Annotated in this window: 18 protein-coding genes; 8 read left to right on the top strand and 10 right to left on the bottom strand. The window is 53.5% G+C overall.

What is annotated here, in order from left to right; genetic code table 11:
* Window positions 1-2 precede the first annotated feature (2 nt).
* The 3 genes from M504_RS17900 to M504_RS22385 form a co-directional block, all read right to left on the bottom strand.
* Window positions 3-1,355: a phosphotransferase gene (locus M504_RS17900; RefSeq protein WP_047496948.1), complete on the bottom strand. Its 1,353-nt coding sequence runs from the start codon at window positions 1,353-1,355 to the stop codon at window positions 3-5.
* Window positions 1,348-1,641, bottom strand: a complete 294-nt coding sequence (locus M504_RS17895; RefSeq protein ID WP_047496946.1) for a PqqD family protein — start codon at window positions 1,639-1,641, stop codon at window positions 1,348-1,350. The genes M504_RS17900 and M504_RS17895 overlap by 8 nt, the downstream gene beginning before the upstream one ends.
* 125 nt (window positions 1,642-1,766) lie before the next feature.
* Window positions 1,767-3,314: a hypothetical protein gene (locus M504_RS22385; protein ID WP_198137683.1), complete on the bottom strand. Its 1,548-nt coding sequence runs from the start codon at window positions 3,312-3,314 to the stop codon at window positions 1,767-1,769.
* A 662-nt stretch (window positions 3,315-3,976) separates the two neighbouring features.
* On the opposite strand from M504_RS22385, the gene M504_RS17885 reads away from it, so the two are divergent.
* Together M504_RS17885 and M504_RS17880 are read left to right on the top strand one after the other, a co-directional pair.
* Window positions 3,977-4,333 carry a PadR family transcriptional regulator gene (locus M504_RS17885; protein ID WP_255347736.1) on the top strand — a complete coding sequence of 119 codons (357 nt, stop codon included), beginning with the start codon at window positions 3,977-3,979 and terminating at the stop codon, window positions 4,331-4,333.
* A 36-nt stretch (window positions 4,334-4,369) separates the two neighbouring features.
* On the top strand, window positions 4,370-7,231 hold the full coding sequence (locus M504_RS17880; RefSeq protein ID WP_047496942.1) for an ABC transporter permease: 2,862 nt from the start codon (window positions 4,370-4,372) through the stop codon (window positions 7,229-7,231).
* A gap of 131 nt (window positions 7,232-7,362) precedes the next feature.
* Here M504_RS17880 and M504_RS17875 read toward each other — a convergent pair whose 3' ends face one another.
* Both M504_RS17875 and M504_RS17870 read right to left on the bottom strand, forming a co-directional pair.
* Entirely contained in the window at window positions 7,363-7,578 is a 216-nt protein-coding gene (locus M504_RS17875; protein ID WP_047496940.1) for a hypothetical protein, read from the bottom strand.
* Window positions 7,579-7,845: 267 nt separating this feature from the next.
* Window positions 7,846-8,259: a putative toxin-antitoxin system toxin component, PIN family gene (locus tag M504_RS17870; RefSeq protein ID WP_047496937.1), complete on the bottom strand. Its 414-nt coding sequence runs from the start codon at window positions 8,257-8,259 to the stop codon at window positions 7,846-7,848.
* An 812-nt stretch (window positions 8,260-9,071) separates the two neighbouring features.
* On the opposite strand from M504_RS17870, the gene M504_RS17855 reads away from it, so the two are divergent.
* Entirely contained in the window at window positions 9,072-10,850 is a 1,779-nt protein-coding gene (locus tag M504_RS17855; protein ID WP_047496934.1) for an ATP-binding protein, read from the top strand.
* 44 nt (window positions 10,851-10,894) lie between these two features.
* Here the strand turns inward: M504_RS17855 and M504_RS17850 are convergent, their stop codons facing one another.
* Both M504_RS17850 and M504_RS21885 read right to left on the bottom strand, forming a co-directional pair.
* Window positions 10,895-11,290: a response regulator transcription factor gene (locus M504_RS17850; RefSeq protein ID WP_047497308.1), complete on the bottom strand. Its 396-nt coding sequence runs from the start codon at window positions 11,288-11,290 to the stop codon at window positions 10,895-10,897.
* A 331-nt stretch (window positions 11,291-11,621) separates the two neighbouring features.
* Window positions 11,622-11,765 carry a DUF3309 family protein gene (locus M504_RS21885; protein ID WP_084214556.1) on the bottom strand — a complete coding sequence of 48 codons (144 nt, stop codon included), beginning with the start codon at window positions 11,763-11,765 and terminating at the stop codon, window positions 11,622-11,624.
* 291 nt (window positions 11,766-12,056) lie between these two features.
* Between M504_RS21885 and M504_RS17840 the strand changes: the two genes are divergently transcribed.
* On the top strand, window positions 12,057-12,845 hold the full coding sequence (locus M504_RS17840; protein ID WP_047496929.1) for a DUF4386 domain-containing protein: 789 nt from the start codon (window positions 12,057-12,059) through the stop codon (window positions 12,843-12,845).
* 887 nt (window positions 12,846-13,732) lie between these two features.
* Window positions 13,733-14,221 (top strand): hypothetical protein, encoded by a 489-nt coding sequence (locus M504_RS17835; protein ID WP_047496927.1) that lies wholly within the window; start codon window positions 13,733-13,735, stop codon window positions 14,219-14,221.
* 38 nt (window positions 14,222-14,259) lie between these two features.
* On the opposite strand, the gene M504_RS17830 is transcribed toward M504_RS17835, so the two are convergent.
* On the bottom strand, window positions 14,260-15,504 hold the full coding sequence (locus tag M504_RS17830; protein ID WP_084214514.1) for an exo-beta-N-acetylmuramidase NamZ domain-containing protein: 1,245 nt from the start codon (window positions 15,502-15,504) through the stop codon (window positions 14,260-14,262).
* 29 nt (window positions 15,505-15,533) lie between these two features.
* Entirely contained in the window at window positions 15,534-18,746 is a 3,213-nt protein-coding gene (locus M504_RS17825) for a TonB-dependent receptor domain-containing protein (protein WP_198137682.1), read from the bottom strand.
* Between the two features lie 396 nt (window positions 18,747-19,142).
* Between M504_RS17825 and M504_RS17820 the strand changes: the two genes are divergently transcribed.
* From M504_RS17820 to M504_RS21535, 3 genes are all read left to right on the top strand, one after another.
* Window positions 19,143-19,328, top strand: coding sequence for a type II toxin-antitoxin system HicB family antitoxin (locus tag M504_RS17820; protein ID WP_047496926.1), 186 nt, complete (start codon window positions 19,143-19,145; stop codon window positions 19,326-19,328).
* Window positions 19,329-20,198: 870 nt separating this feature from the next.
* Window positions 20,199-20,582: a BlaI/MecI/CopY family transcriptional regulator gene (locus M504_RS17810; protein ID WP_047496921.1), complete on the top strand. Its 384-nt coding sequence runs from the start codon at window positions 20,199-20,201 to the stop codon at window positions 20,580-20,582.
* Window positions 20,579-22,351, top strand: a complete 1,773-nt coding sequence (locus M504_RS21535) for a M56 family metallopeptidase (protein WP_052201013.1) — start codon at window positions 20,579-20,581, stop codon at window positions 22,349-22,351. The genes M504_RS17810 and M504_RS21535 overlap by 4 nt, the downstream gene beginning before the upstream one ends.
* A gap of 745 nt (window positions 22,352-23,096) precedes the next feature.
* Here M504_RS21535 and M504_RS17795 read toward each other — a convergent pair.
* On the bottom strand, window positions 23,097-23,505 hold a 409-nt coding region (locus M504_RS17795; RefSeq protein WP_232296353.1), incomplete at its 5' end, for a hypothetical protein.

Raw genomic sequence — 23,505 nt, 5'->3', positions numbered from 1 at the left:
GGCTAGGCATGGTGGTCCATTCGAATGTCTTGAGGGGCACCCGTTGTGAATCGGCTCACTCCCGGCGGTTCTTCTGCGATGGAGCACTGGATGCGACGCATGAGTGATCGAAGGATTGGCCAAAAGCGATCTCGCCGCTGAACCCGTTGATTGTGTCTCCATCCGATGACTGCGGTTGCGAGTGGTCCTAGAACCGGCATGATGGAGACGACCACTTGTCTGTTGATCTCTGAAAGGTCGGGATGTAGTCGAGCGACGTAGTTTTCTCGAAGCCTCGTAACGCATCTCGGCTCAAGACATTCCGCGGAGGCAAGCAAGAGTTCTGCAGAGATAACCGGAGCCCCGATGTAGCTCTCCGCCCAATCAAGGAAGGTGGCTCCGTTGTTTCCCATCAGCACATTGCCCGAACCGAGATCGCAATGGATCAGTCGGTTCGGGATTTGCAGATCTTCGAAGCGATTCAGAAGGGTTGTGATTTGCATTGATAGCTCACGGAGGTCGCCGTCACTGAGACGGGGCGCACGTGATGACGTCTGCGCTTCCATGGCCACGCGTGACTCTTCCATCAGCTCTGGCAAACACCGCAGAATGTCGAGATTGCGGAGTGAGCGTGCCCCCGCTTGCTGGAATTGACGCAGATGATCTTGGGTTGCAATTTGGATTGAGGCCAAGTCCTCCAAAGCATGCGACCAAACCTCGATGTCATGTACTTCGCGTAGGGGGACACCGACAACTTCTTTTGAGATCCATGCATTCCAGTCATCAATGAAAAGCTCCGTGGGAGCGGTTCGTTCGGGCGCGTACTGGGCCAAAAGCTTCGTTAAAGCGAATTCGTGCGTATTGGGATCGCCCACTCCTTTGAACCAATACTGTCTTGCCTCCGAAGAGAAACGGAACAAAGAAAACCGGTTCCCGCAGTTCAGTTGCCGGATCTCTGTCATCTCCGCATGCCAATAGAGCGTTTGGAACGTGTCGATCCAACCCACCTGTGCATAGGGATTCAAACGAGCGACTGTTGGTCCATGGGCATCCGAAAACAATGCAAGCGTGTCTGCATCAAGCCATGAGGCGAACTCATGTTCCTCAAGGAATCGAAGTTTGACGGGCAGCGTTTCTGGCGACGAGAGCAGTTCCACAATGGCGAGGTAAGCCTTGTCGAGACGGGCATGCCAGGAGAGAACAAGAACTTGGATGCCGAGCGTCGAGAGTGCGCTTTCGGTTACAGCGAGGGCGGGACGTAAATGATTCGAGACCTCAACCGATGGAAGTTGGGTAGGATTTGCACGTAGTACGGCAACCGTTCGTGTCGCTTTGTGAAGAATGAGCAGATCGTATTTCGCGCGAAGACTATGCATGACATGACCGCTCCGAGGTAGGCTCCGTTTTGCCAACAATGACGAGACCAAGGGAGTCCAGGGTTTGAAGAAATTCACCAACGGCCTTCTCGATCACGGCAGGGGAGGTCATCGTTTCCTGGGATAGAACGGCGACGATTTGATCCACCGAGGCACCCGCAAGCACATGCTGCCAAATGTCTGCTCCTGTCGCATTCAGATCAAAGAACCGATTCTTTGCCAGATCGAGCAAGACCCCACCGTCTCCCTCTCGGGCAAACCGTACATCTTCACGGATCCGAATCATGACTCCACCCGTTTCGAACAGGATGTCTTCGTGATTGCAAGCTTGAAGGACGACGAGAGAGCTCAACCCAGTAACGGGCTTAGAAGGCCAAAGTTACGCTAAAGGGCATTGGCTGGAACTGTGTCTCAGACCGGAACGGCAATGGCCGCCACGCGTCGCAGCAACGGGATCTCATGATGCTGGAGTGCGATCGGAGGCACTTCTGGAGAGCCTGAGAATAATGTCAGAGCTTCCGCATCGCGCCGCAGAAAGCCTAGGAAAGATTGAGTGCCGCGTTGCAACATGTAGATGGGCCGTTGCCAGCCAGGCTTCCTGGGGTCGACCGACACATCAGAGATGTCGTTGCCTGTATCGAGGATCGCGATGGTACCAGCCACAAGCTGCGGTTCGATCCCTTGCAGTCGGCCGGTCTCAGGTAGGCGTACTACCTGACCTTCGAAGTCGCGGAGTCGCGGGAACCTCTGAGACAGCAACGTCGGCCACTCGACGAATTGGTGTTGGAGCTTCTGCCATTGTGTTATCGGTTGTGGCACTCCGGCTGTGCGTTCGAATTGCGTCACATCCGCAAGCTGTCGAGCTGCCAACAGGGTTTCGAGTGAATAGCGTCTTCGGTCGGATGACAATACCCCGGCAGCTCGGAGAGCGTCGCGGTATCGGACAACACTGATCATGGTCATCTGAATGAGAACGTCAATGTGTGGCTGACTCGTGGTTTGTCCACGGTACCGCTTCTCAGTTCTGGAACTCAAACGTCGCCCAAAAGCATTTTCGAGAACGTCTCTCACGTAAGCGCCGTCCCCTTTTCGCATCCGTTGAAATCGGGCGTACTCGGTGGCGAGCAGGCCATGCAAAGATCGATGTTCCCAAGGCAGCGCGAGCGGTGCGTCGAGGCGCGGCGCCGCCGGTGTCTGTATGAGGGGGTTTTCTTTTGTGGGTAAGTCTATAGCGAAGAGCCGGACTCGTCCGACGATGCGAACCTGTCCTGGATATCGAAACTCCTGAGGGCCGGTGTAGTGCTTGCCGCCGGTCAGCAGCAGCAGCTTTCCACGTGTTGTCACGCAGCGACTACAGCGATATCCATTGCCGAATTGCAAGAGGTAAATGGATCGCGGACTTGGATGCAGCAACTCTTCTTCGGAGATCGGCTCAACCATGGCAATCGATCCTGGAGGTAGGCTAGTCCCAAGACTGTCGAGGGTACCGACTTGAACGTAGAACGTTCCCTTAGCTCGCCAGGGCTCTCGATCGATTGCACCAATGGGGACATTGTGTTGCCATTCCGAGACGAGTTGGTGAAGGGAACTCGTCGCTTCCCAGGCTTTCCCTTCATGGAACCGATGAGGCAGATCGATGGGCAGATCACGCTCGAAGGCATAGTGTTCGATGATCCGAGTTGAGGCATTGTTGAGAATCGCATCGTAGTGACGCAATCGGTCGAGGTTATAGCCGAAGAGGCGATGTGACCCTTGGAGTGTTAGCGAAAAAATATCTGCGACTTCGAGAACCGTGTGCAACGTGGGATGAGAGCCGGTTCGAGCGATGTTGTCGATCAAATTCTTTGCTACCGCTTCGCGTTTGTCGTGAGCCCGCGCCTCGGCCTCTGTCGCGTGCGGACTCTTTCGGTACAACTGGCGAAGGTGCGTGATTGCGCTTACAACCTGTTGACGAGGCACTGGCGTATACACAGACGACCACCATTTCCTTTGCAAGACAGAAAACCGCATCGTCAGTTGGAACAACGGACGAGCACACTTTCAAGCGACATCAAGAGACAGCAAGGACGCGCGTAACGTTTATGTCGTTGTGACCTGGGAAATGGTGAGGCGAGACGGACTTCATCTTAGGGAATCGATCCCTTTGGTTCTATGCAGTGTGCCTTTGTGCCAGAGAATTCGCAAGAGATCGAACCAACGTAGCGCAACATGGCGATCCCTCAGATGACGCGACTTCTGCGTTCTCTCCCTCGGGGGAAACCCATCCGTCGCTTTACAGCGTCAGCGACGACTCGCTTTCTGATGCGCGGGTAGCCAAGCCCTTGTCGCCGACCATTAGGCACTCAAACCACTTTCGGACTCGGAAAATGTGAATAGAAAATGAAACCGGCAGGATACTTGGCTCCTCCTTTGTTGCAGCGAAGAGGGGGATGTTTCCAAAAGAACCACAGTCAGGCGTTCTCGACTTATCGCCAGGAACGTCTGAGAATCAGGAGGCTTGCGTTCCTCCACGAATTCCTCCGCCGAGTGATGAATCCACGTTCCGTTCTCCAGCCGACTCCTCCTCTTGACAGGCTAGAGGAGCGGTTCTAACCTCTAGATTGACTAGAGGAGAAGATCTGGTGGCCAAGGGAAAAGAAGCGGGTCAGCGCGATGCCAAACCGAGCGACTTGATTCAGGGAACTCTGGAAATGCTCATCCTGAAGACTCTGGCACTTGAGTCCCTGCACGGTTACGGCATTGCTCTCCGCATTGAACAGATGAGCAACGGGGTCTTTTGCGTCAACGCCGGTTCGTTGCTTCCCGCGCTCAGCAGGCTGGAGCGCGCGGGCAACGTGAAGTCAGAATGGCGGCCAACAGAAAACAATCGCCGTGGCAAGTACTACTTGCTAACCGCTAAGGGGCAGAAAGCGCTTCTCGCGGAAACCGAGCAATGGCAACGGCAGATTCTCGCCATCTCGCAAATCCTTGAAGCTTGATCAGAAACTTCCAACGCTAATCGTTAGGAGGACATCGTGCATTGGATAACCAAACTGGTGATCGGCCTAAAGTCTCTGCTGCAAAAGGATCGAGTGGAGCGGGAACTCGACGAAGAGCTCGAAAGCTATCTTGACGCATCTACCGCTCACAAACAGAACTCCGGGATGACTGCCGAGGAAGCGCGTCGAGCTGCGGTGATCGAGATTGGCAGCCGGAATGCCGTTAAACATCATGTGTGGTCTTCACGGTGGGAATCGGTTTTGGAAGAACTGGTTCAGGATTTCCGCCTGAGTGTGCGCATGCTAGTCAAGAGTCCGGGCTTTGCTGCAATTGCCTTGTTGTCACTGGCCCTCGGCATCGGCGCCAACACAGCCATCTTCACGCTCATTAATCAGGTGATGCTGCGCAATCTCCCTGTACCGCATCCAGAGCAACTGGTGACGTTCGGCGATGCAGAAAACAGCGGTATCGCCGCCGGGATTGATATCGGTGCTTACGGCTTATTCCCTTGGTATTTTGCCCGCCAGTTAGAGGCTCAGCCTGGGCCCTTTCAAGGCATCGCGTCGTTTGGAAGTTTTGCCAATGAGGTAAGCGTGATGCTGCCTTCTTCCGACGTTGCTCCCATCTCAAATTCATCTGCGATCCTTGTACGAACCAGCCTCGTATCGGGCAACTACTTCAGTGTCCTCGGCGCACAGCCATTTATGGGACGGGCAATCAGTACGTTGGACGATGCCATGCCGGGTGCTGGAGCCGTGGTGGTCATTAGTCACCATTTCTGGGAGCAATCGCTTTCATCCGACCCTTCCATCCTTGGCAGGTTCATGAGCATCAACGGAACCCCTTTCCAGATCATCGGTGTTATGCCTGAAGCCTTCCATGGGATGAAACGACAACTGGAGCCACCGGACTTATGGGCTCCAATCTCGATGCAGGCCGTCGTCCTTAAGCATCCTTCGCTTCTATTACCCGCGGGTACGGCCGGTGGAACATATTTCTTGAATGTCTTTGGACGCTTGAGTGATCAGGCATCCACGAACAAATCCTCTTTGGCGCAGACGCAAGCGTGGCTCGACCAACAGATTCGCGTCGGCCTGCGTGCCATTGAAGGAACGAAATTGAGTGCTTCACTAGAACAGGAGATCAACCACGTAACCGTTCCCTTGGTCTCGACGTCGCGCGGAGTGTCTCTGGTCCGAAGTCAGTATGGTGACTCATTGCGTATTCTCATGGGCGTCGTCATCCTCGTCCTGCTAATCGCTTGCGCAAACCTTGCCAACTTCCTATTGGCTCGTTCGGCAACTCGCCAACGAGAGATCGCGACTCGCCTCGCCCTCGGGTCCACCCGCGCGCGCATCATTCGACAGGGCCTGATGGAAACATTTCTGCTTTCGGTCATAGGCGGCACGCTCGGCCTCGCTGTCGCCTTTGCCGCAACGCGCTCGCTTATCGCGTTCGTAAGCCAGGGAAGCTCCTACATTGCGATGAGTCCCACGCCGGACGCGACAGTTTTGTTGTTTACGCTTGGCGTCTCTTTGTTCACCGGCATTCTCTTCGGACTTGCGCCCGCGGTCATTGCATCGCGTACAGAAGCCTCCGGCAATCTCACCACAGGCGCCCATACCGCGCTAAGCAGTGGTGGAAAATTAGCGCGTCTGTGGCCCAAGGCGTTGGTTGCGGCACAGGTCATGCTCTCGCTCTTGTTGCTGGTTAGCGCGGGGCTCTTTCTTCGCACTCTGAGTAATCTCGAAAATCAGGATTACGGCTTCGAACGCTCGCAATTGCTTCTCGCTGAGTTCAGCGCAAGCCTTGCCGGATACAAGCCCAGCCAGTCGCCCGGCCTGCACCAACAACTTCTTGATCGTCTTTCTGCACTGCCGGGAGTCAAGTCCGTTGCTCTGGCGGCCACTGCGCCCATCAGTGGAGGCAACTGGTCTTCCGACATCGCTATCCCTGGATATATTCCAGCGCCTAAAGAGAGCATGAATTCGAAGCTCAATCGTATCTCCGGCCGGTACTTCGAGACTGCAGACATCAGGATTGTTGCGGGGCGCGCGATCAACGAAACGGATACGGCCAGTCGACAGAAGGTGGCTGTGATCAATCAAGCCATCGCCAAGCACTTCTTTCCCAAGGGGGACGCGATCGGTCGCTCACTCTCGATCGGCATCAGCGATGTCAAAGGCCCGTGGCAAATTGTGGGCATCGCACGAGATACGAAGGCAGGAGATCCACGCAGTTCAGAGCCGCTCCGAATGACTTATATTCCGTTGGCTCAAATAGAGCCTTTCAATCCTGTCGATCCGTCCGCGAAGGCTGCTAATCCTCCCGTCGCGCCGGAAGAAAATCAGGATCGTGTTGCTAACCTGATCCTTCTGCGCACAACAGGGAATCCAGCCAACACAGTCGCGGATCTTCGCGCTGCAGTGAAATCCATTGATCCGAACCTTCCCTTGACCAAAATCACAACGATCCGCGACGAGATCGACGACTTCATTTCGCACGACCAGCTTGTTTCTACACTGACCTCTCTCTTTGCTGGGTTGGCGCTATTGTTGGCCGCCATAGGGCTCTATGGTGTGATGAGCTACAACGTTGTATGCCGTAGGAACGAAATTGGCATTCGCCTTGCGCTGGGTGCGCAGACCCTTCGGATTCAGTGGATGATTTTGAACGAATCGTTGTTGCTACTCGCGATTGGTGTGGGCGTGGGACTGCCGCTCACCTTACTAGCAACCAGGTGGATCAAAGCGCAACTCTTCGGCTTGAGCGCACTCGATCCCATGTCTTTCGCGGCAGCCCTTACCGTAGTCAGTGTGATGACTCTCTTGGCGGCATGGCTTCCAACACGTCGAGCTACGCAAATTGAACCGATGAGTGCGGTTCGTTGCGAGTAAGGCGAGATGAGATGGTTGAAGGTCACCTGCGTCCCAAGTTCCTCTTACGCATTGGGTGCCTTCCAAACGCGGATCGTGCACTGGTGCGCAGATGCAAATCAGTCCAGCCGAAGAAGATCAGCGGAACACCACTAGAACCCGAGGTAAGTAACAATCTCGTCGTTGACTTGGACAGAAGCGGTGCTTCCCATGCTCTCGTGTAGCACGGCGTAGAAATTCTCGAACTTGTTTGCTGCAAATTTCTGAATGGCAAAGTCCACATTATTGGTTGCGGTTTCGCGATGTGGTCCATCGTCGATCCAGATCTCGGACCGTCCGTTATTCAGGCGCTTGGAATACAAGGTCATGGTTCCAGCCTATCGCTTCTGTTGATTGCTCCTGTCTCGAACATCATGTCTTCTTCTTGGATTAACGATCAGTCAGCTAGCCCATGGGTACTACGGGATCGTTCGCGAGAGCTTAACTCGAGCAAACGGAATTTGAGTGAATGCTCAATAAGCCCCGTAACAGCAGCATTACGACTCGCGTCTGGGCAGATCCCCGATGCCCGCAAGTCTAGAAGTTAGCCGCTCCCTTGCGTACATTGCTGGTGGGGAGACTCAGAGTCGTAGACCTCAGCGTGGTCGGAGATGGTTTAGATACTCGGTTGGTGTGAGAACGTTGACGCCTTGGCGTCCCCTTTCAGGGAAATGCCTTACGTTTCCTGTGATCAACCACGCTCCAGAAATATGAGCCAATGCAAGAAATGGAAGGTCGGCCAAGTCGGGAAGACTCGTGGGCCAGTTCTCTGTGGCGTCCGCCAGTTGCAGGCTTTCTTCAATGAGAAATTCGAGCCACAGAGGAGGGAAGCCGTATCGTGCAAACTTCGCACGTCGTGCGACCTGGCGATATTCCTTGACGATTGCGGGGCTTGTGACGGCCTGGACTTGCCCCTCAAACGCCCAATCCATGATGAGATGGGCGGGGGCTCCCCCAGGCTTAATGCCCGCAGAGATGATCACGTTGGTATCGAAGACCGCGAGTCGCACTATGTCTTCCGAGATTTGGAACGAACAAGCCTGACTTCCTCATTGATCTCTTCGTCACTGACCGGAGAAGAGCTCTTAGCGAGTGTCCAACTTTTGCGAAGGCTTGCCTTTGCGATAGCTCTCCTCAATTCGCGATCTTCGGCAGCAACATCTCCCATTACGGGAACGAGAAAGAACGTCGGTCCGTCTTGACCGGAAAGCAGAATAGTTTCTCCCGGCGGAACTTCCAGCAGAGCCTTTGTTCCACGCGTACGGAATTCTCGAAGTGAGATTTGGCGCATAACAACCTCTACCCTTAAGTGTAGCCAATTTGGCTACACCTCGCCAAGCCGAGCGGGTAAGTGCTCGAGCATTCGACTGAAGATCGACAGGTTGTAGGTTCAATTCCTACCGCATCCACCGATCAAATAAAGCCACGGCACAGACGCTGTATGCCAAACGTGTAATCCAATCGATCGGGATGCTTATGAGATTCCCACCTGTAAGTTATCTCGATTCATACTCATCCGGGAATTACTAAAGACAATAGCACAGAGCTCGCGGTCACGGGATTCATGATCTTCCGATCTTGAGATACATGACCGACCACAGGGACTGAGAACTGTAACAGAGTACGGTACGGCGTGGCATCAGGGTGGGATGATCCTCGGAGTTGCCGGCCTTTGACCTGCTGAATTCCTAAAGCCGCTGTGTCCTTCTGAATGGTTATTCAAAACGACTGCCCGCATTTCCAGTCCGATACTCAATGGCGGCGGGTCTTGAGACTTCCGGACGGCCTCTATCCTTCGACGCAAGGTATAGTTTTGCCATCAATGACAGCTAGTCGATACTTCGTTCTACTGTTGACCTATTTTCTCTTCATTGCCACCGCGGCTCACGGTGAGCATTCGAAAAATGTGCTCGTCCTGCACATGGAAAACTCACATACGCCTGCGAATGTCGCGGCATCCCGAGCTATCCAGGAGGTCCTCGGACGCGACCCTACCGTTCAAATATTTGAAGAGTATCTTGATGAAGATCGCCTGGGCGTGGATGGTGCGGCGATGGCCGATGTCTTTGCCCGCAAATATACCGGACAACGCTTCGCTCTCATCATGACGGTTGGGCCGCCGGCACTCCGGTTCCTCGCACAATACGGAGAACAGCTCTGGCCATCCGTTCCAAGAGTGTTTGCTGACGTTGATGGCAGTCCCGAGCAGCTTCCGCCGAACACTACCGGTGTATACGGCTTCTTCCGCTTCGCGCCCACCCTCGACTTGGCACTTCAATTGCAGCCCGATGTGCAACACGTCTTCTATATAGGCGGCGGCGCCTCAGGAGAGATTGCGCGCCGGAGCATTGCGCAGAACGAGTTCCGCCCCTACATGGGACGACTGGACTTCACCTACATAAACGGTCTTCCCCTGCCGCAACTTTTGAATCGACTCTCCGGCCTTCCCCCGCACAGCGTTGTGATCTACACGACGTTCTTCAAGGATAACGAGGGGAATACATTCGTCACTGCCAACCTTGCGCCCGTGATTGTCGCTGCTTCGAATGCCCCAGTGTATGGAACCCTGCAGGGCGTTCTGGGGAGCGGAATTGTGGGGGGCAGCCTATTCGATTTTGGGCCGCAGACTCATGCAGCGGCTGAGCTAGGGCTGAAGATCCTTCGCGGCACCCCTGCCACATCTTTGGCCGTTGAGGAGGGGCCTTCCAACAAGGTCGTAGTTGACTGGCGGCAGCTCAAGCGATGGTCGATTCCAGAGACCAACGTACCAACGAACGCCACGATCATGTTTCGCGAGCTCACCCTATGGGAGCGCTACCGAGACTACGTCTGGATCGCTGCCGGGGTGCTGATTGGTCAGACGCTTTTGTTGATGGTGTTGTTCATCCAAGTGCGAGCTCGACAACGTTCCAATGTGGCGATTCGTGGTCTGACGATGCGGTTGGTTCATGCAACCGAGGATGAGCGTAAGCGCGTTGCCAGCGAACTGCATGACGATATTGGGCAGCGGCTTTCGCTATTGTCAGCACAGCTTGATTCCATGGTCATCCGATCTGGAAATGAAATCGAATCGCAAGAACTGAAGGAATGCCTTCACGAGGTAGATGCACTTGTTACGGACGTGCACGACCTCTCACACCAGCTGCATTCGTCGCAGGTGCAGCATCTTGGCTTAGATGTTGCTCTGCGGAATCTATGCAGAAGCATCGCTCAGCGAAACAATCTGAACATCGCGGTGGAGTGTGCCGATCTCCCCTCGGAATTACGACCGGACGTCTCGGTCTGCCTCTACCGCATAGCGCAGGAAGCTTTAAACAACATCGTGCGCCACAGTGGTAGTGACCGGGTTGAAATAAGCGTTAGCGGGACAGAAGGCCGAGTCACGATGATCGTGAAAGACTTTGGCCATGGGTTCGAAGCAGCCAAATCTCCAGCAGGTCTTGGGCTTGTAACGATGGAGGAGCGCCTGAAGGCTATCTCCGGCACTTTCTCAGTGTCTTCTAAATTGGGCGTCGGTACCACGATCAGTGCTTCGCTACCCTTGCGCGAAGCAGTTGCGGGGCACGAGACAGCAGAGACGCAACGCGGCTCTGCTGCATGATCATGCTTCTCGCCTTGGTGACCGTTCATGGGCTGTTTTTTTAATTAGCGGACAAGTCTAGGAGTCATATACTGCCTCCCCGCTAGCACTTCCCGAACAGCATGTACTAGCTCAGAACTTGCCGATTTCTTGAGCACATAACCATGTGCCCAACCGCTCAAGGCACTCGCTGCAATCTCCGGATCTTCGTTCATCGTAACGATAAGCAGTTTCGTATGTGGTGCGAAATCAGCCAATTGTCGCCTGGCTTCGTTTACGTCGAACGACGGCATTGAAAGATCAAGCGTGATGAGGTCAGGCCGCAATCGCATAGCCTCGCGCAAAAGGGTGCGACCGTCAGACACGATACCAAGCACCTCGAACTCCGGTTCAAGCAGCTTCCGAAAAGCCTCCGCAAGTCGAACATAGTCTTCTGCAATAAGAATCCGCTGTCGAGTCATTGCAATCCTTCTTACAAAAGCAGTCCGCACATCGACCAAAGTCTTTGGACGATGTGCGGCGACATCCTTAACAATTCTAGCCAAAGAGACAGCAAAAGAACGACCGGCTCATCCGGTGGCGTCACTGCTTGTAGCAATTTCAATCAAATCGTTATTGGTAGCCGCCCCGCGCCACTTCGAGCAGTCACTCAACCCGGACGGACCGAGGCACGTCATCCTTTAACAAATGCCAGAGCAGGCCGTCCTGAGGTTTTCGCAGCAGGACGGCTCGGCTTAACCGTTCCGAGGAATCATCGGAACGGATGTTTGGGATGTCCGAACGATCTTCGGTCTAAATGATCTTGAGCAGCAGCAGGAGCAGCACGATGGTGAGGATCAGGCTCAACCCGCCGCCGCCATAATAGCCAAGTCCCGGTCCCATGCGATAACCTCCAAAACCGAACACGAGGATCAAAATGATCAGCAGAAGAATCATGAAATTGCCTCCAAGAATTTCGTTCTTCTCATGAGATGCGTTCCTCTGCCATTCGGTCAAAAGGAAGGCCTCGGCCGGAGCCGAGTCGAACGTGCTTGATGGATGCAGCAAGCGAGCCTTTGCAACAGACTCTTTCCCATCGCTTCATTAAGTTCTTATTTACGGGCGTTCGGTAATGGGAAGGGCGCCTCCAAGAACCACTTGTGTCATCGACGATTTTCCTTTGTGTCTGAAACGGAACCAAGAGAACTATTCCCTCGTATCTCGAGATGCCAGCCATGAGGTGATTTGATGAGAAGACATCGCGGGTTCATCGATTCAGACCCTTCTCGTATAGCGAGGATCGCTGCTCTACTTTATCTCTCGACGGTGCTGCTGGGTATCTTCTCCCAAAAGCTGATTGGCGACCAGCTCATCATCGACAGCGACCCTGCAGCCACCGCGGCAAACATTCTCGTCCATAGCGGTCTCTACCAACTCGGCTTTGCCGTGTACATGGTAGAGATGGTCTGCAATGTTGCGATGACAGTTCTGTTTTACGTGTTGTTGAAACCGGCTGGTCCGGTGGTTTCACTTATGGCGGCGAGCTTCAGTTTCGTGGGATGCGTGTTGAAGACTATGAGCCGACTCTTTTTTCTCATGCCACTCTTTGTGCTGGATGGGTCTAGGTCGCTACACGGCTTCGATTCGGCGCAAGTGCAATCCCTAGCACTTCTGATGACCAAGGTGAATACGCAGGGTGCAGCCGTCGCAATGATTTTTTTCGGTCTTTATGCTGTGTTGAAGGGCGTTCTTATCATCAATTCGACTTTCCTGCCTCGTATCCTTGGCATCATCGGTATACTCGCAGGCTTCTCATGGTTGACGTTCCTCTACCTTCCAGTTGCATACCGTGTGCTTCCCTATACGCTAGCTTTGGGCCTGCTTGGGTCGGCATCTCAGATTGGTTGGTTATTGATCTTTGGCGTAGACGATCTCCGTTGGAAAGCCCGGGCAACTGATTGGGAACGTCACTCCGCGAACGAATTCGAGTCAGATCTAGAACTGAGGAGAGTGGAGCGACAGGGGCGATCGACGTAGATACGTTCGTCTCCTCACAAATCGACCATTCGTCGTATGGCTCAAGCTGCAATCAGAGGTTCACCAGGATAGATCTTTGCGTATCTGAACGACTTACAGATTGCGTTGCATTCGGAGGCCACCGGATAGTGCAGGGAAGTGCGTTCTCGGTACGATCAATGATGACATCAGTGCTACGCTGGCTGGATGGAAGTCGTCTCAGCGATTTTCGACGTAATGACGAATCCTCGCGGAGGCTTGATTCTTCGTATCAATCAACAGAGTATTTGGCCTGCTGGTATAAGGCCGTCCCGACCGATGACGATTAGGAAAGCTAACGATGCCGAGCTTGCGAAAGCGTTCGCCAGAGCCGGCATCGCTCTTTCTCGTTTCCATACCAGACCAACATGGGGAGCACGATACCAGGTGACCGTTGAACAGCTTCGAACGCTTGGTTTTGATATCTGAGTTTCACGTTCTCAATATCCTGGCCGCGATCTTCGCTTCACTCATCAAATGGCCGGATCTCTCTGTTGAAAAACATTTTGGGTCGTGCGTAATACTCCCCCATGACGATCATCCCTCTGACCATCGATATTGTTGTGAGGGATCAGCAACGGCATCGATGAAAGGGCTTCCTCCCGCCGCAGGATTCGAGAGTTTGCCTGTTGCTCCAAATCGTGTGAAGAATCTCTGCTCTCGGACCTGAGGGTTGGAACCGCAAGGTGCAGCGTACTCCGTTCGGAAGATATTGCGAGCAGTTGTATAGGCATGACCAGAGCTTGGCTCATCCCGACTGTCCGCTGAGCAGTTTCGTTCGTGTTCGTCATGCTCGATCGATTAATCGTCGGCTAGGATATCCTTGGTTGATTTAAGGGCTGTGAGACGGCGCTTGAAGGAGTTTGAAGATGAAGGCTGTCCTAATAATCTTTACGATCGCGGCTGCTGTTGTTCTACCTCCACGGTTGATATCGGATGAGGGTATGGCGGCCGTTTCCCAGGAAAGCGCTAAAGCTCCCGCACCGAGTGTTCCGAGCATCGGAGTAGAAGTTCTTTCTGATACCCGCGGTGTAGACTTCAGCCCTTACTTGAACACCATCATCCACTCCATCCGAGATCGATGGATAGTGCTGCTGCCCGGGGAAGCTCATCCTCCAACCGCGATGAAGGGTGAAACGGATATACAATTCACGATCCTTCCTGATGGCACGGTTTCCTACATGCACTTGGACGCGAGCACGCATCATATTCCACTTGACAGGGCTGCTTGGGGAGCGATCACCACCTCAAAGCTCGGTACATTACCAGCGGGCTTCAGTGGACCGAATTTGGAGCTTCGGCTCCGTTTTCGTGTGAATCTAGATGCCCTTGAAGCCAGCCCCGCTCCAGCGCATTGATCCCAAGCGCGCCAAGGCGATCCGTTTTGGAGCCGTGATCAATAGAGAAGATAGCGGGCGCGAATTGCCTTGAACGCATTCAATTCGGATTGCCATCCTGCTGCTATCGCTCGTGGGTCGATCCCTTTACGAATCTCCTCAAGTGTCGACTTATTGAGCAACAGGCGATCAACGCGGTCGAGTTGGAATTGTTGCGGATAGAGCTTCCATAGAGCCGACACTGCCTCGATACCGAGTTCCGGCGCGTCGAGGGCATTGCGATCATTCACGATGATTTCGACGCCTTCAACTCGTTTGCCAATGTACGGATAATGCTCTGATCCGCTTGGAACATAGGTCACTGGCATGAAGCTTACGCCAGGGATCTTTCGGGCTTGCAGATACGCTGCTAACTCTGTTGCATGAATCCAGGGGGCACCAAAACGGACGAACGGGGGCTCGCCAGGCCCCTTAACATTCACATTCGTGCCTTCGATTAGTCCGGTACCCGGGTAGAGCATGGCCTGGGTCAAGCTGCGGATATTCGGGGAAGGATTGATCCAGAGCAAACCCGTGTCGTCATACCAATCCGACCGTTTCCATCCGCTCATCTTGATTACTGTCAACGAAGCTCCGAGATGTCCTTCCCCATTGAAGAGTTGGGCCAGTTCGCCCATCGTCATTCCAGTGCGCATGGGTTCGGAAGATGGATTCACGTAATTCTCCCGACCCGGTGTTGAGAGCGGGCCCTGCACCGCCATTCCGTTGATAGGGTTCGGACGGTCGAGAACAACAATGTCAAGATGGTTTGCTGTCGACACCTGAAGGAAATACTTCATGAGCGTCTGGAATGTCCAGTAGCGTACACCGACGTCCTGGAGATCGATGACAATCACATCGAGTCCTTCCGTCTGTTGCGCGGTTGGATGCAGTTGAGCCTCAGTTGCACCAAACAAACTGATAATGGGCAATTGGCTTGCCGGATCGATCTTGTCGTTGATGGAGTACCCATCCACCGCGGCGTTGATACCGTGTTCGGCGCTGAATAATGTCACAACCTTCAATCCGGGAACGGCTGCTGCCGCATCCTGTCGCAGCACATCAATCGTTCTTCGTTGTTGCGAGTCGATCCCCACAGGGTTCGTGAGGACACCAAGCCGTAAATGTCCCTGATGCTTTTCAGCGAGTTGTTTGAGGGGAGCAAAATGTTCCGCCTCCAACACATCGATTCCCGTCTTCGTCTGACCGTGCAACAACGTTGTCACAGCGAAGATGCCCAACGGCAACAATCTTCGAAATCCCATACAGCACCTCTAAATTCTTTCTGAAATTTCTAGAACGAGAGCCGCGCTGCGAACTGCAGCTGTCTGCCTTGGGCATTCGTACGCAGGGAGTTGATGACACCGAAGGTCGATGTTCCCAATGTAGAACCAGGCTGACCAAAATTTGGTGTGTTGGATAAGTTGAATGCTTCCGCGCGTAACTGAAGAACGGCTTTTTCAGGGAGCTGGAAATCTTTAAACAAAGAGACGTCAAAGTGCCGATAGTGTGGTCCATAAAGGCTGTTTCTGGATGTCGTCCCAAGCGTTCCAAGTAGTTGAGCAGCAAATGCGGACGTATTGAACCATGTCGCAATTGTCCTATTCGCTATATTTGGATTTCCTACTTGATTCGGACGGTCAGAGCCGACGCCAGTATTTGTGCGCGGACTTGAGTTCACCACAGTGAAGGGCTGGCCCGTCTCCCACACATCGATTGCGTTGAACTGCCAACCTTTGCCGACAACTCCTGCAAATCCGTTGAGGTGATCTGCAAATGCCAAACGATAGTTCAACATCATCGTGAATCGGTTGCGCACATCCAGTTCACTGTTGCCATACTCAACCGTTGAGTTATGGGCAGGGTCTGCACTGGTGTAGAGGCCACCTGCAGAGAATCCTTGGACATCGCCAAGTGCATGCGCCCACGTGTAATTAGCTTGCAGGGTGAGCCCGTGGCTGGTTTGCTTTGCCAGCGTTGCCTGAAACGAATTGAAGTTGGAGGAGCCGTTGGACTGAATGTTATAGATATCTGTTACTGCCGGATACTTCGAGTAGAACGGCCGCAGGGTCGTATAGGCCCCCGCTGTTGTTTGGCCAAGAGGACCGAGGTTGACATTCGGTGAAATGCGCAGTCTTTGCCCCAACTCTGCAACATAGGCGAGGGTTAAAACCGAGTCGAAGCCGAGATCCTGTTGGACATTCGCGTTGATCTCATGCACGTAGGAATTGCGATAATCCAGCTGCATACCGCGAAGCGCGCCTGAAGGTGACGTAGTGGAGGCAAGCGCAGGCAAGGGCAGCGGGGTTGAGAAGGTCGTCGTATTCGGATTCGGCTGATAGGTCCCTACGTACGGCGGGTCTGCAAAAGGCACCGAAGGCCCCGTGTTGTCGCGGAAGAACACTACTGCGTATCCGGCTCGCAGGACCGTTTTGGAGGTGGCACTAAACGCCATCCCCACACGAGGTGCAATGGAACGGTAGTCGGTCTGAATATCTGCTGTGTCGGACCCGCCTCCTCCACCGGCTACGCGGAATGTTCCGGAGGCAGGATCAAAGTGGGAGATGTGCCCAAACTTGTCTTTAACCGGCGTGATGATGTCATACCGAAGGCCAAGGTTCAACGTCAGCTTATCTGTTGCTCGCCAGTCATCCTGCACGAAAAGACTTGGCTCGAAGTTTCGCAGATAGCGTGGGTAAAGCTGCACAACTCGCGATACCTGAAAGACATTCCCTTCGAGCAGATTGATGAGAGGACTCAGCGTGGAGATCGTAGATGTGGAAGGATTCGTGGTGAATGTAAACGCACCTGAGCCGGACGTGGGTTGCTCGTTGTAGACCTGCCGACGAATGAGCATGGCTCCATACTTCAACGAGTGGCGGCCTTTCACCTGAGTTAACGCCGCGCTGTACTGAAATGCGTTATCCCTATCGAACAATGGGAGCGAGCTCGAGACACCCAGAGGGGCGTAACCGGTCACGGAAACGGTTGGAAGAGCCGATGTAAAGATGTCCAGATTTGCGTTTGTGATGCCAAAAGCGTTCCCGTAGTTCTTGCCATAATTCAGCGGGAGGGAGACGTTACTGATATGGGTATAACCCGCCTTCAACTCAAGAAGGAGTGAAGGGTTGAATACGTGGATGTAGTCAGCAATCCACTGATAGGCCTGCTGCGAAGCCGACCCGGGGAAGGATACTGATCCGCCGGGATCCACCCCGCCCACATTGGGAAGAGCGCTTGGCGTGAGTGTATCGACGTTGTTATATGCCCACCGTCCAAAGATGGAATTACGCTCATTGAAGTGGTGATCAATGCGGGCATCTGCAGTTGTGCTGTTCTGTGTTTGTGGGTAGGAAGATGTGTAAGTTGTTGCTCCGTTGTTCGGAGCCGGATAAAGCGCAAAGTATTTCGCACCAATCGAATTGATCTGCGAACTGCTTAGAACCGGGCCACCACGGTCAGAAAAATCTCCGGGGTGAGCTACTTCGTAGGCGGTAGGAACCAGATTGTTGACAAGAGAATTGGTGGCGTCGATTCTGCGAAATCCTTCGTAGTCAGCGAAGAAAAAGGTCTTGTCGCGGAAGACAGGGCCACTGATGCTTCCACCGAATTGATTTTGACGAAACTTTGGCTTTGTCGGAACGGCGGCTTTCGTTGCAAAAAAATTCCGTGCGTCGAACAGATCGTTGCGCACGAACTCAAAGATCGATCCATGAAACTGACTACTTCCGGAACGCGTAATGAGGTTGATGATCGCACCGGGGGTCTTGCCCACCTCTGCTGGTGGGACACTTGTGATGACTCGAAACTCCGCAATCGCATCGACCGAGGGCCGAACGCCAATGGTGCCTACGGTGTACTCAACGTTATCTACGCCTTCTACCATCTGATAGTTCAACGTATCGGACTGTGCATTCGCGACAACTGCAGATGTCTGCCTGCGATCATCAGGCCGGTTGCCGTTGGCAATGGCGGACGACGTCCCTTCGTTTGCACCCGCCGCAAGCTGTGCCAATTGAACGAAGTTTCGGCCGTTCAGGGGAAGATCCTGCACCTGACGCTGACTCACCTGAGTACTGAGATTGCTTGTGTCAGTACCAAGCATGGAGGGGGCGGAGGTTACATTGACTGCAACATGACTGCCTTCAAGAGTCAACGCAACGTCCAGACGTCTACGATCACCACCGTCAAGAGCAAACTGCTGTATTTGATACTGTGCGAAACCAGGTGCATCTACGGAGAGCTTGTAAGTTCCATTTTGCAAAAGACCGAAGGTGTATTCACCCGACCCATTCGTCTGCGTCGTACGAACTGCGTTTCGTTCCGTAAGCGTCAACGTTACGCTGGCGTTTGGAACGAACGCGCCGCTAGCATCCCGAACTGTTCCGATGACTTCTGCTGTTGATACCTGCGCCATGGATATTTCCGGAAGAAATAGTGAGGTCGCGATCAGGAAACCAACGGAGACGAGACATTGCAACAAACGATGGAAACGGGACGAGGTCATGGGGGACTCCCTTTTAATTTTGATCATCTGCAAACACGTCACGACCGGCAAAACCACCGGGATGCATCTGCCTCTTTGTCAAAAACTATGGCCGAGACAAACTTTCGTCTGTGTATACAGGGAAATAATTAAGCGCGTCAACGCTAGACCATTTGCGATCATTCGATTAGCAGGGGCTATGACTGTGCCTAGAGCAGTCATCAAATGAATGAACCGGGCAAATCTTGCACTTCGCCATCTGCGCGAATTGCCGAATGCGATGACGTGGAAGGGCGTTCTGTGAAGGCCATTACGGCTGACATATGAGCTAGTGCTTGATACAGACGAATAGCATCTGCAACCTGCTTGTTCTGCGTTGAGCAATGGTGTTACTAACTAAGAGGACGGAGACGTGTGGTGTCTGAGGTCCATCTCAAAATCGCCGGATATAACGCAGTATTCGAACATGCGGTTGATGGAAGTTGGAGAGGAACGGTACCAGACCTGCCGGCGATCCTGACAAGCGGCCCCACGCTAGACGAGGTCAAGGCCAACATGCAGGAAGCAATCGGACTTTGGCTGGAGAATGCGAAGCGGTCTTAATGTATGCGCTTCAAGTGCCTTTGGGAAATCAGTCGTCCATCGGATGTCGACAAAGAGCAGAACTAGGGAATCGTCACAGCTTGCTGTACTGAAGTGCGCCGCTCGTAACGCGGTGACTTGGGATCGTTATCCCCGCAATTCGTAACTGAGCCACTTGCTCCTTACTCAAGGAAGGAGGCAGGTAGACTCCTGAGAATGTGTATAGGCCAGTGGTGTTCGCGTCGTAATGAAGCGCTGCATGAGGCGCCTGGATATAGAGGGAGTCACCTGGTTTTACAACATGCCATTTCTGGGCAAGTTCATTGATCGGTGGAGCGGGAAGGCCAGAGCCTACAAAATCGCAGACTCCCGTCCCTTTTTGCTAGCCGATCCCAGAAGGGGGGAGCCGAGCCTCATTGAGCCATACGCTCCCGTTCGTCGTTGCATTACCGCAATCGATGTTCGGCTCGGGGATACGCCCCTCTTTCTGGCCGATATTGATCAGATGGAACGTGAAGGCTTGAGGAGCCGCCTCGGTCAAAGGCCCCGGTTCGAGAATCAGGCTAAGTTCGGGCGTTGTCTTTATTTTTGTGGCTGCCTGAAAAATCGATGCGAGGGGGGCTGCAAAAAACCGTGAATAATAGAACTTGAAAACGGAATCCCATCGTTCAATCCTGTGCCAGAGTAGCCGTTTGTGGCCTAACTACTCAAATGGTTCCGATCGGATATGGAGTATTGCGGACGAGAAGCCGACCTACCAGGACCTCACATACGACAGATCGAATGGCTCAGCCTACGGAGCTTTGATTCGCATTGACAGCTTTGCCCGCGAGAGCATAAGTTTCTTTGCGAAACATACTGATGTAGTAGCTTTACATACAGGAGTCGCGAATGGCCGCCAAGCGTTTGAGCAAACTAGAACTTCGCTTTCTGGAAGTTGTTTGGGCAAAAGGGGAAGCCTCGATCCGCGAAATGCAGGAGGCCTTTCCGAAGCGCGACAGGCCTGCCTACTCCACGGTGCAGACGATGGTGTACCGGCTCGAAGCGAAGAAGGTATTACGACGAACGCGCAAGGTTGGTAATTTCCATATGTTTGCCGCACTGATCTCTCGCGATGCGGCGCAGCGCACACTTGTGGAAGACCTGCTGGCTGCATTTGGAGGTGAGTCGCGGCCGGTCGTTGCACATCTCATTGGCGCGGGCAAGTTGACGCTGGAGGACATCCAGTTTGCCGAAGCAACATTAAAGAGCCTCAAGAACGGAGAAGCGCAATGAGCAACTCGCATCTGTTTTTGCTTCTACCCGCAATTGGCAATCACCTCTGGCAATCCACGGCTTTTGCCTGTGCCGTCTGGCTCATCACACTTACGCTTCGCCATAATGCTGCACGACTGCGCTATGGGCTTTGGATTGCCGCCTCGCTCAAGTTCCTGCTGCCACTTTCACTGCTGCTTAACTTTGGCGCTCTTATGGCAGGTCCGCGGAAGATCTCTGTTCCACAGCATCAGTTCGCATACTCCGTAGCAACTACCGCGATGCATCCGCTGCATGCTGACACTCTGCAGGTGAAAGAGATGCCCGACAGAGGATCTGGACCCGCTCCACTCTATGCGACCATAGCAACGATCTGGTTCTGCGGATGCGTGTGCGTGCTTTCGGTATGGTTGATGCGCTGGCGCCAGCTGCGAGAGACATTGGACGACGGAGTTCAGGTCGACGAAGGCCGTGAATACCAGTCTCTTCGAGACGTTGGTGGTGACATCTTCCTTCATCGTTCCTGGGCAGTGAGAGAGCCGGGTGTCTACGGTATTTTCAGCCCTGTACTCTTGTGGCCGGAAGGCCTATCAAGCCGTCTTGATGACGAACATCTCGCCGCGATCATGCTGCACGAAGTGACACACGTGCGGCACCGCGACAACCTCATCGCGACGCTCCATCTAGTTGTCGAAGCTGTCTTCTGGTTCCATCCATTTGTCTGGTGGATTGAGCGGAATCTTCTGATCGAACGGGAAAGCGTCTGTGACGAGACCGTCGTTCACAGGCTCGGCAATGCGGAAGCGTATGCGCTCAGCCTTCTCAAGGTGTGCCGTTTCCGCATTGAACACGAGCAATCTCTGGTTGCCTCGGCAGGAGGCGCTGATCTTGGCGAGCGTGTCGTACGTATCGTGACGCATCGGGTTGCGAAGCTCTCTCCCGTTCGGTCTTTGATGTTGATCGTGTTTGGAATCGTGACGCTTGTCATCCCGCTTGCGCTCGGCGTGCTGCATCCGTTGCCGGTGTATGGGCAGGTGCTGTACCGCGAAGGCGCGCTCCCGTCTTTTGAAGTGGTAAGCGTCAAGCTCAGACCCGATGGTCCGCCGCTCACGCCTGCCCCGCAGAGTGGCAGCTCTGTACATCTCTTCTTCACAACCAAGATGCTGATTATGTACGCCTATAACCTGCCCGACTTCTCAGAGGCGCAGATCGCGAAAGGTCCCGGCTGGACGGATGATACCTACGATATCGAGGGAAAGTTCAGCGATTCGGACTATGCGGTAATACAGAAAATGTCTGTCGCTGAAAGACAGGAGCAGATTCAACTGCGGTTGCAATCGGTCCTAAAAGAACGATTTCACCTGGCAGCACATTTGGAGAAGCGCGAGCAGACAATCTATGCGCTCGAAGTTGCAAAAAGCGGTCCGAAGCTATCTTCAGCCAGACACCAGGAACCGGATCGGTTCGGCATCACGCATAGCGGAATGGACTACGAACTGAAGGTCACCGGCACGGACCTGGATAGACTCGCCAGTCTGCTCGGCCGCGAACCTGAGGTTGGAGGCCGCAGCATTGTTAACAGAACGGGATTGAGCGGCAGCTACGATCTGACATTGCATTGGACACGGATGGCGTCATCTGGTCCAGATCCAGAATCAACCGCAGCGGAAGGAAATGCTCCCTCCTATTTCACGGCAATCCAGGAGCAACTCGGCTTACGCCTGGTTCCAGCGAAGGGGATGGTAGATTCTATCGTCGTTGACCATATTGAAAGGCCTTTGATCAACTGAGGGTTCGAAGGTCTAGTGCATACCTACAAACGCCGTTATCGTCACTTTGATGATAACGCAGTATTTGAGACAAGGGGATTCGTGAAGGTACGACCGGAGGAAAGGGTTTGTCTGGGTTTTGCGCTTCATATGCCAAGAAGAAAATGCAGCATCCACCAGATAAGGAATAGCGAGATGAGGGCCCCAACGACATGAACAATCCAGTCGCCTGCGGTTTTCGGTTTACCGAAGTTAAACATGTGGGATGGTAGCACTTTACCATCTATGGTTCCCAGCATCGAGGCATAGACCATCGCATACCGGATTGAAACTAAACGAAACCGCCACATTTGTACCTGCATCTGGCTATTTGCAGCAGCTCGAATAACTGACAAAATGTCGGATCGTCACAGTACCTCGACGTTTTCTGACACTCCACCAGCCATAATCTAACCTCAATGGAGTTTGTCGAGAACGAGCGGATCACTATCGATAAGCCGACTTATCGTGAACGATCGGCGATCTTATGATGCCTTCTGACGACAAGCCGACTTGTCAAGACTCATCGCTCGGTCCAGAGACCTAACGTGGCCGAATTGGCTCTTCTTGGATGGTAATGCGTTCTCCACCTCAATCAGCAACACACTAAATCACACTGGCCATTTATACATGGCGCTGATGACCACCACTTGGGGTTCTATTCACAAAAGCTCCCACGCTGCTTCGTGACCGATCCGGTCTACATCGCGGGGTGGTGTAGAGTTCGCTATTGAGTCGCAGAGGATTTGCCGCCGTGGGCCGCCAGCAATCGGGGAAGAATGATCGAGGTCATGATCTTATTCGGAGCAGATCCACCTGCGTTATAGGAGCCCGCAGTAAAAACTGCGACGAAGTCATATTCCGGAAGAATGAAAATCTTCTGCCCTCCGTTACCTTGTGCGGCACCCAGATAGACCCGTTCCGGCCCCGTGGGCATCTGGACGTTGAACCATGGGCGCCACCAGAAATATCCATAGCCAGAGTCGTCCACATGGCTGACCGTTGAGATGGCATCGTGTGCATAGGTGGGCGAAAGAATCTGCCTGTCATGCCATTTGCCTTTGTCCTTGTAAAGAATGCCGAGTTTTAGCATGTCCCGGGGCCGTAGATGGATTTGTGAGTACTCCTTATTTGCA

This window comes from Terriglobus sp. TAA 43 (assembly GCF_000800015.1).
Lineage (GTDB): Bacteria > Acidobacteriota > Terriglobia > Terriglobales > Acidobacteriaceae > Terriglobus.
The sequence above is the reverse complement of the archived record's forward strand: the minus strand, read 5'-3'. Positions and strand labels throughout refer to the sequence as shown.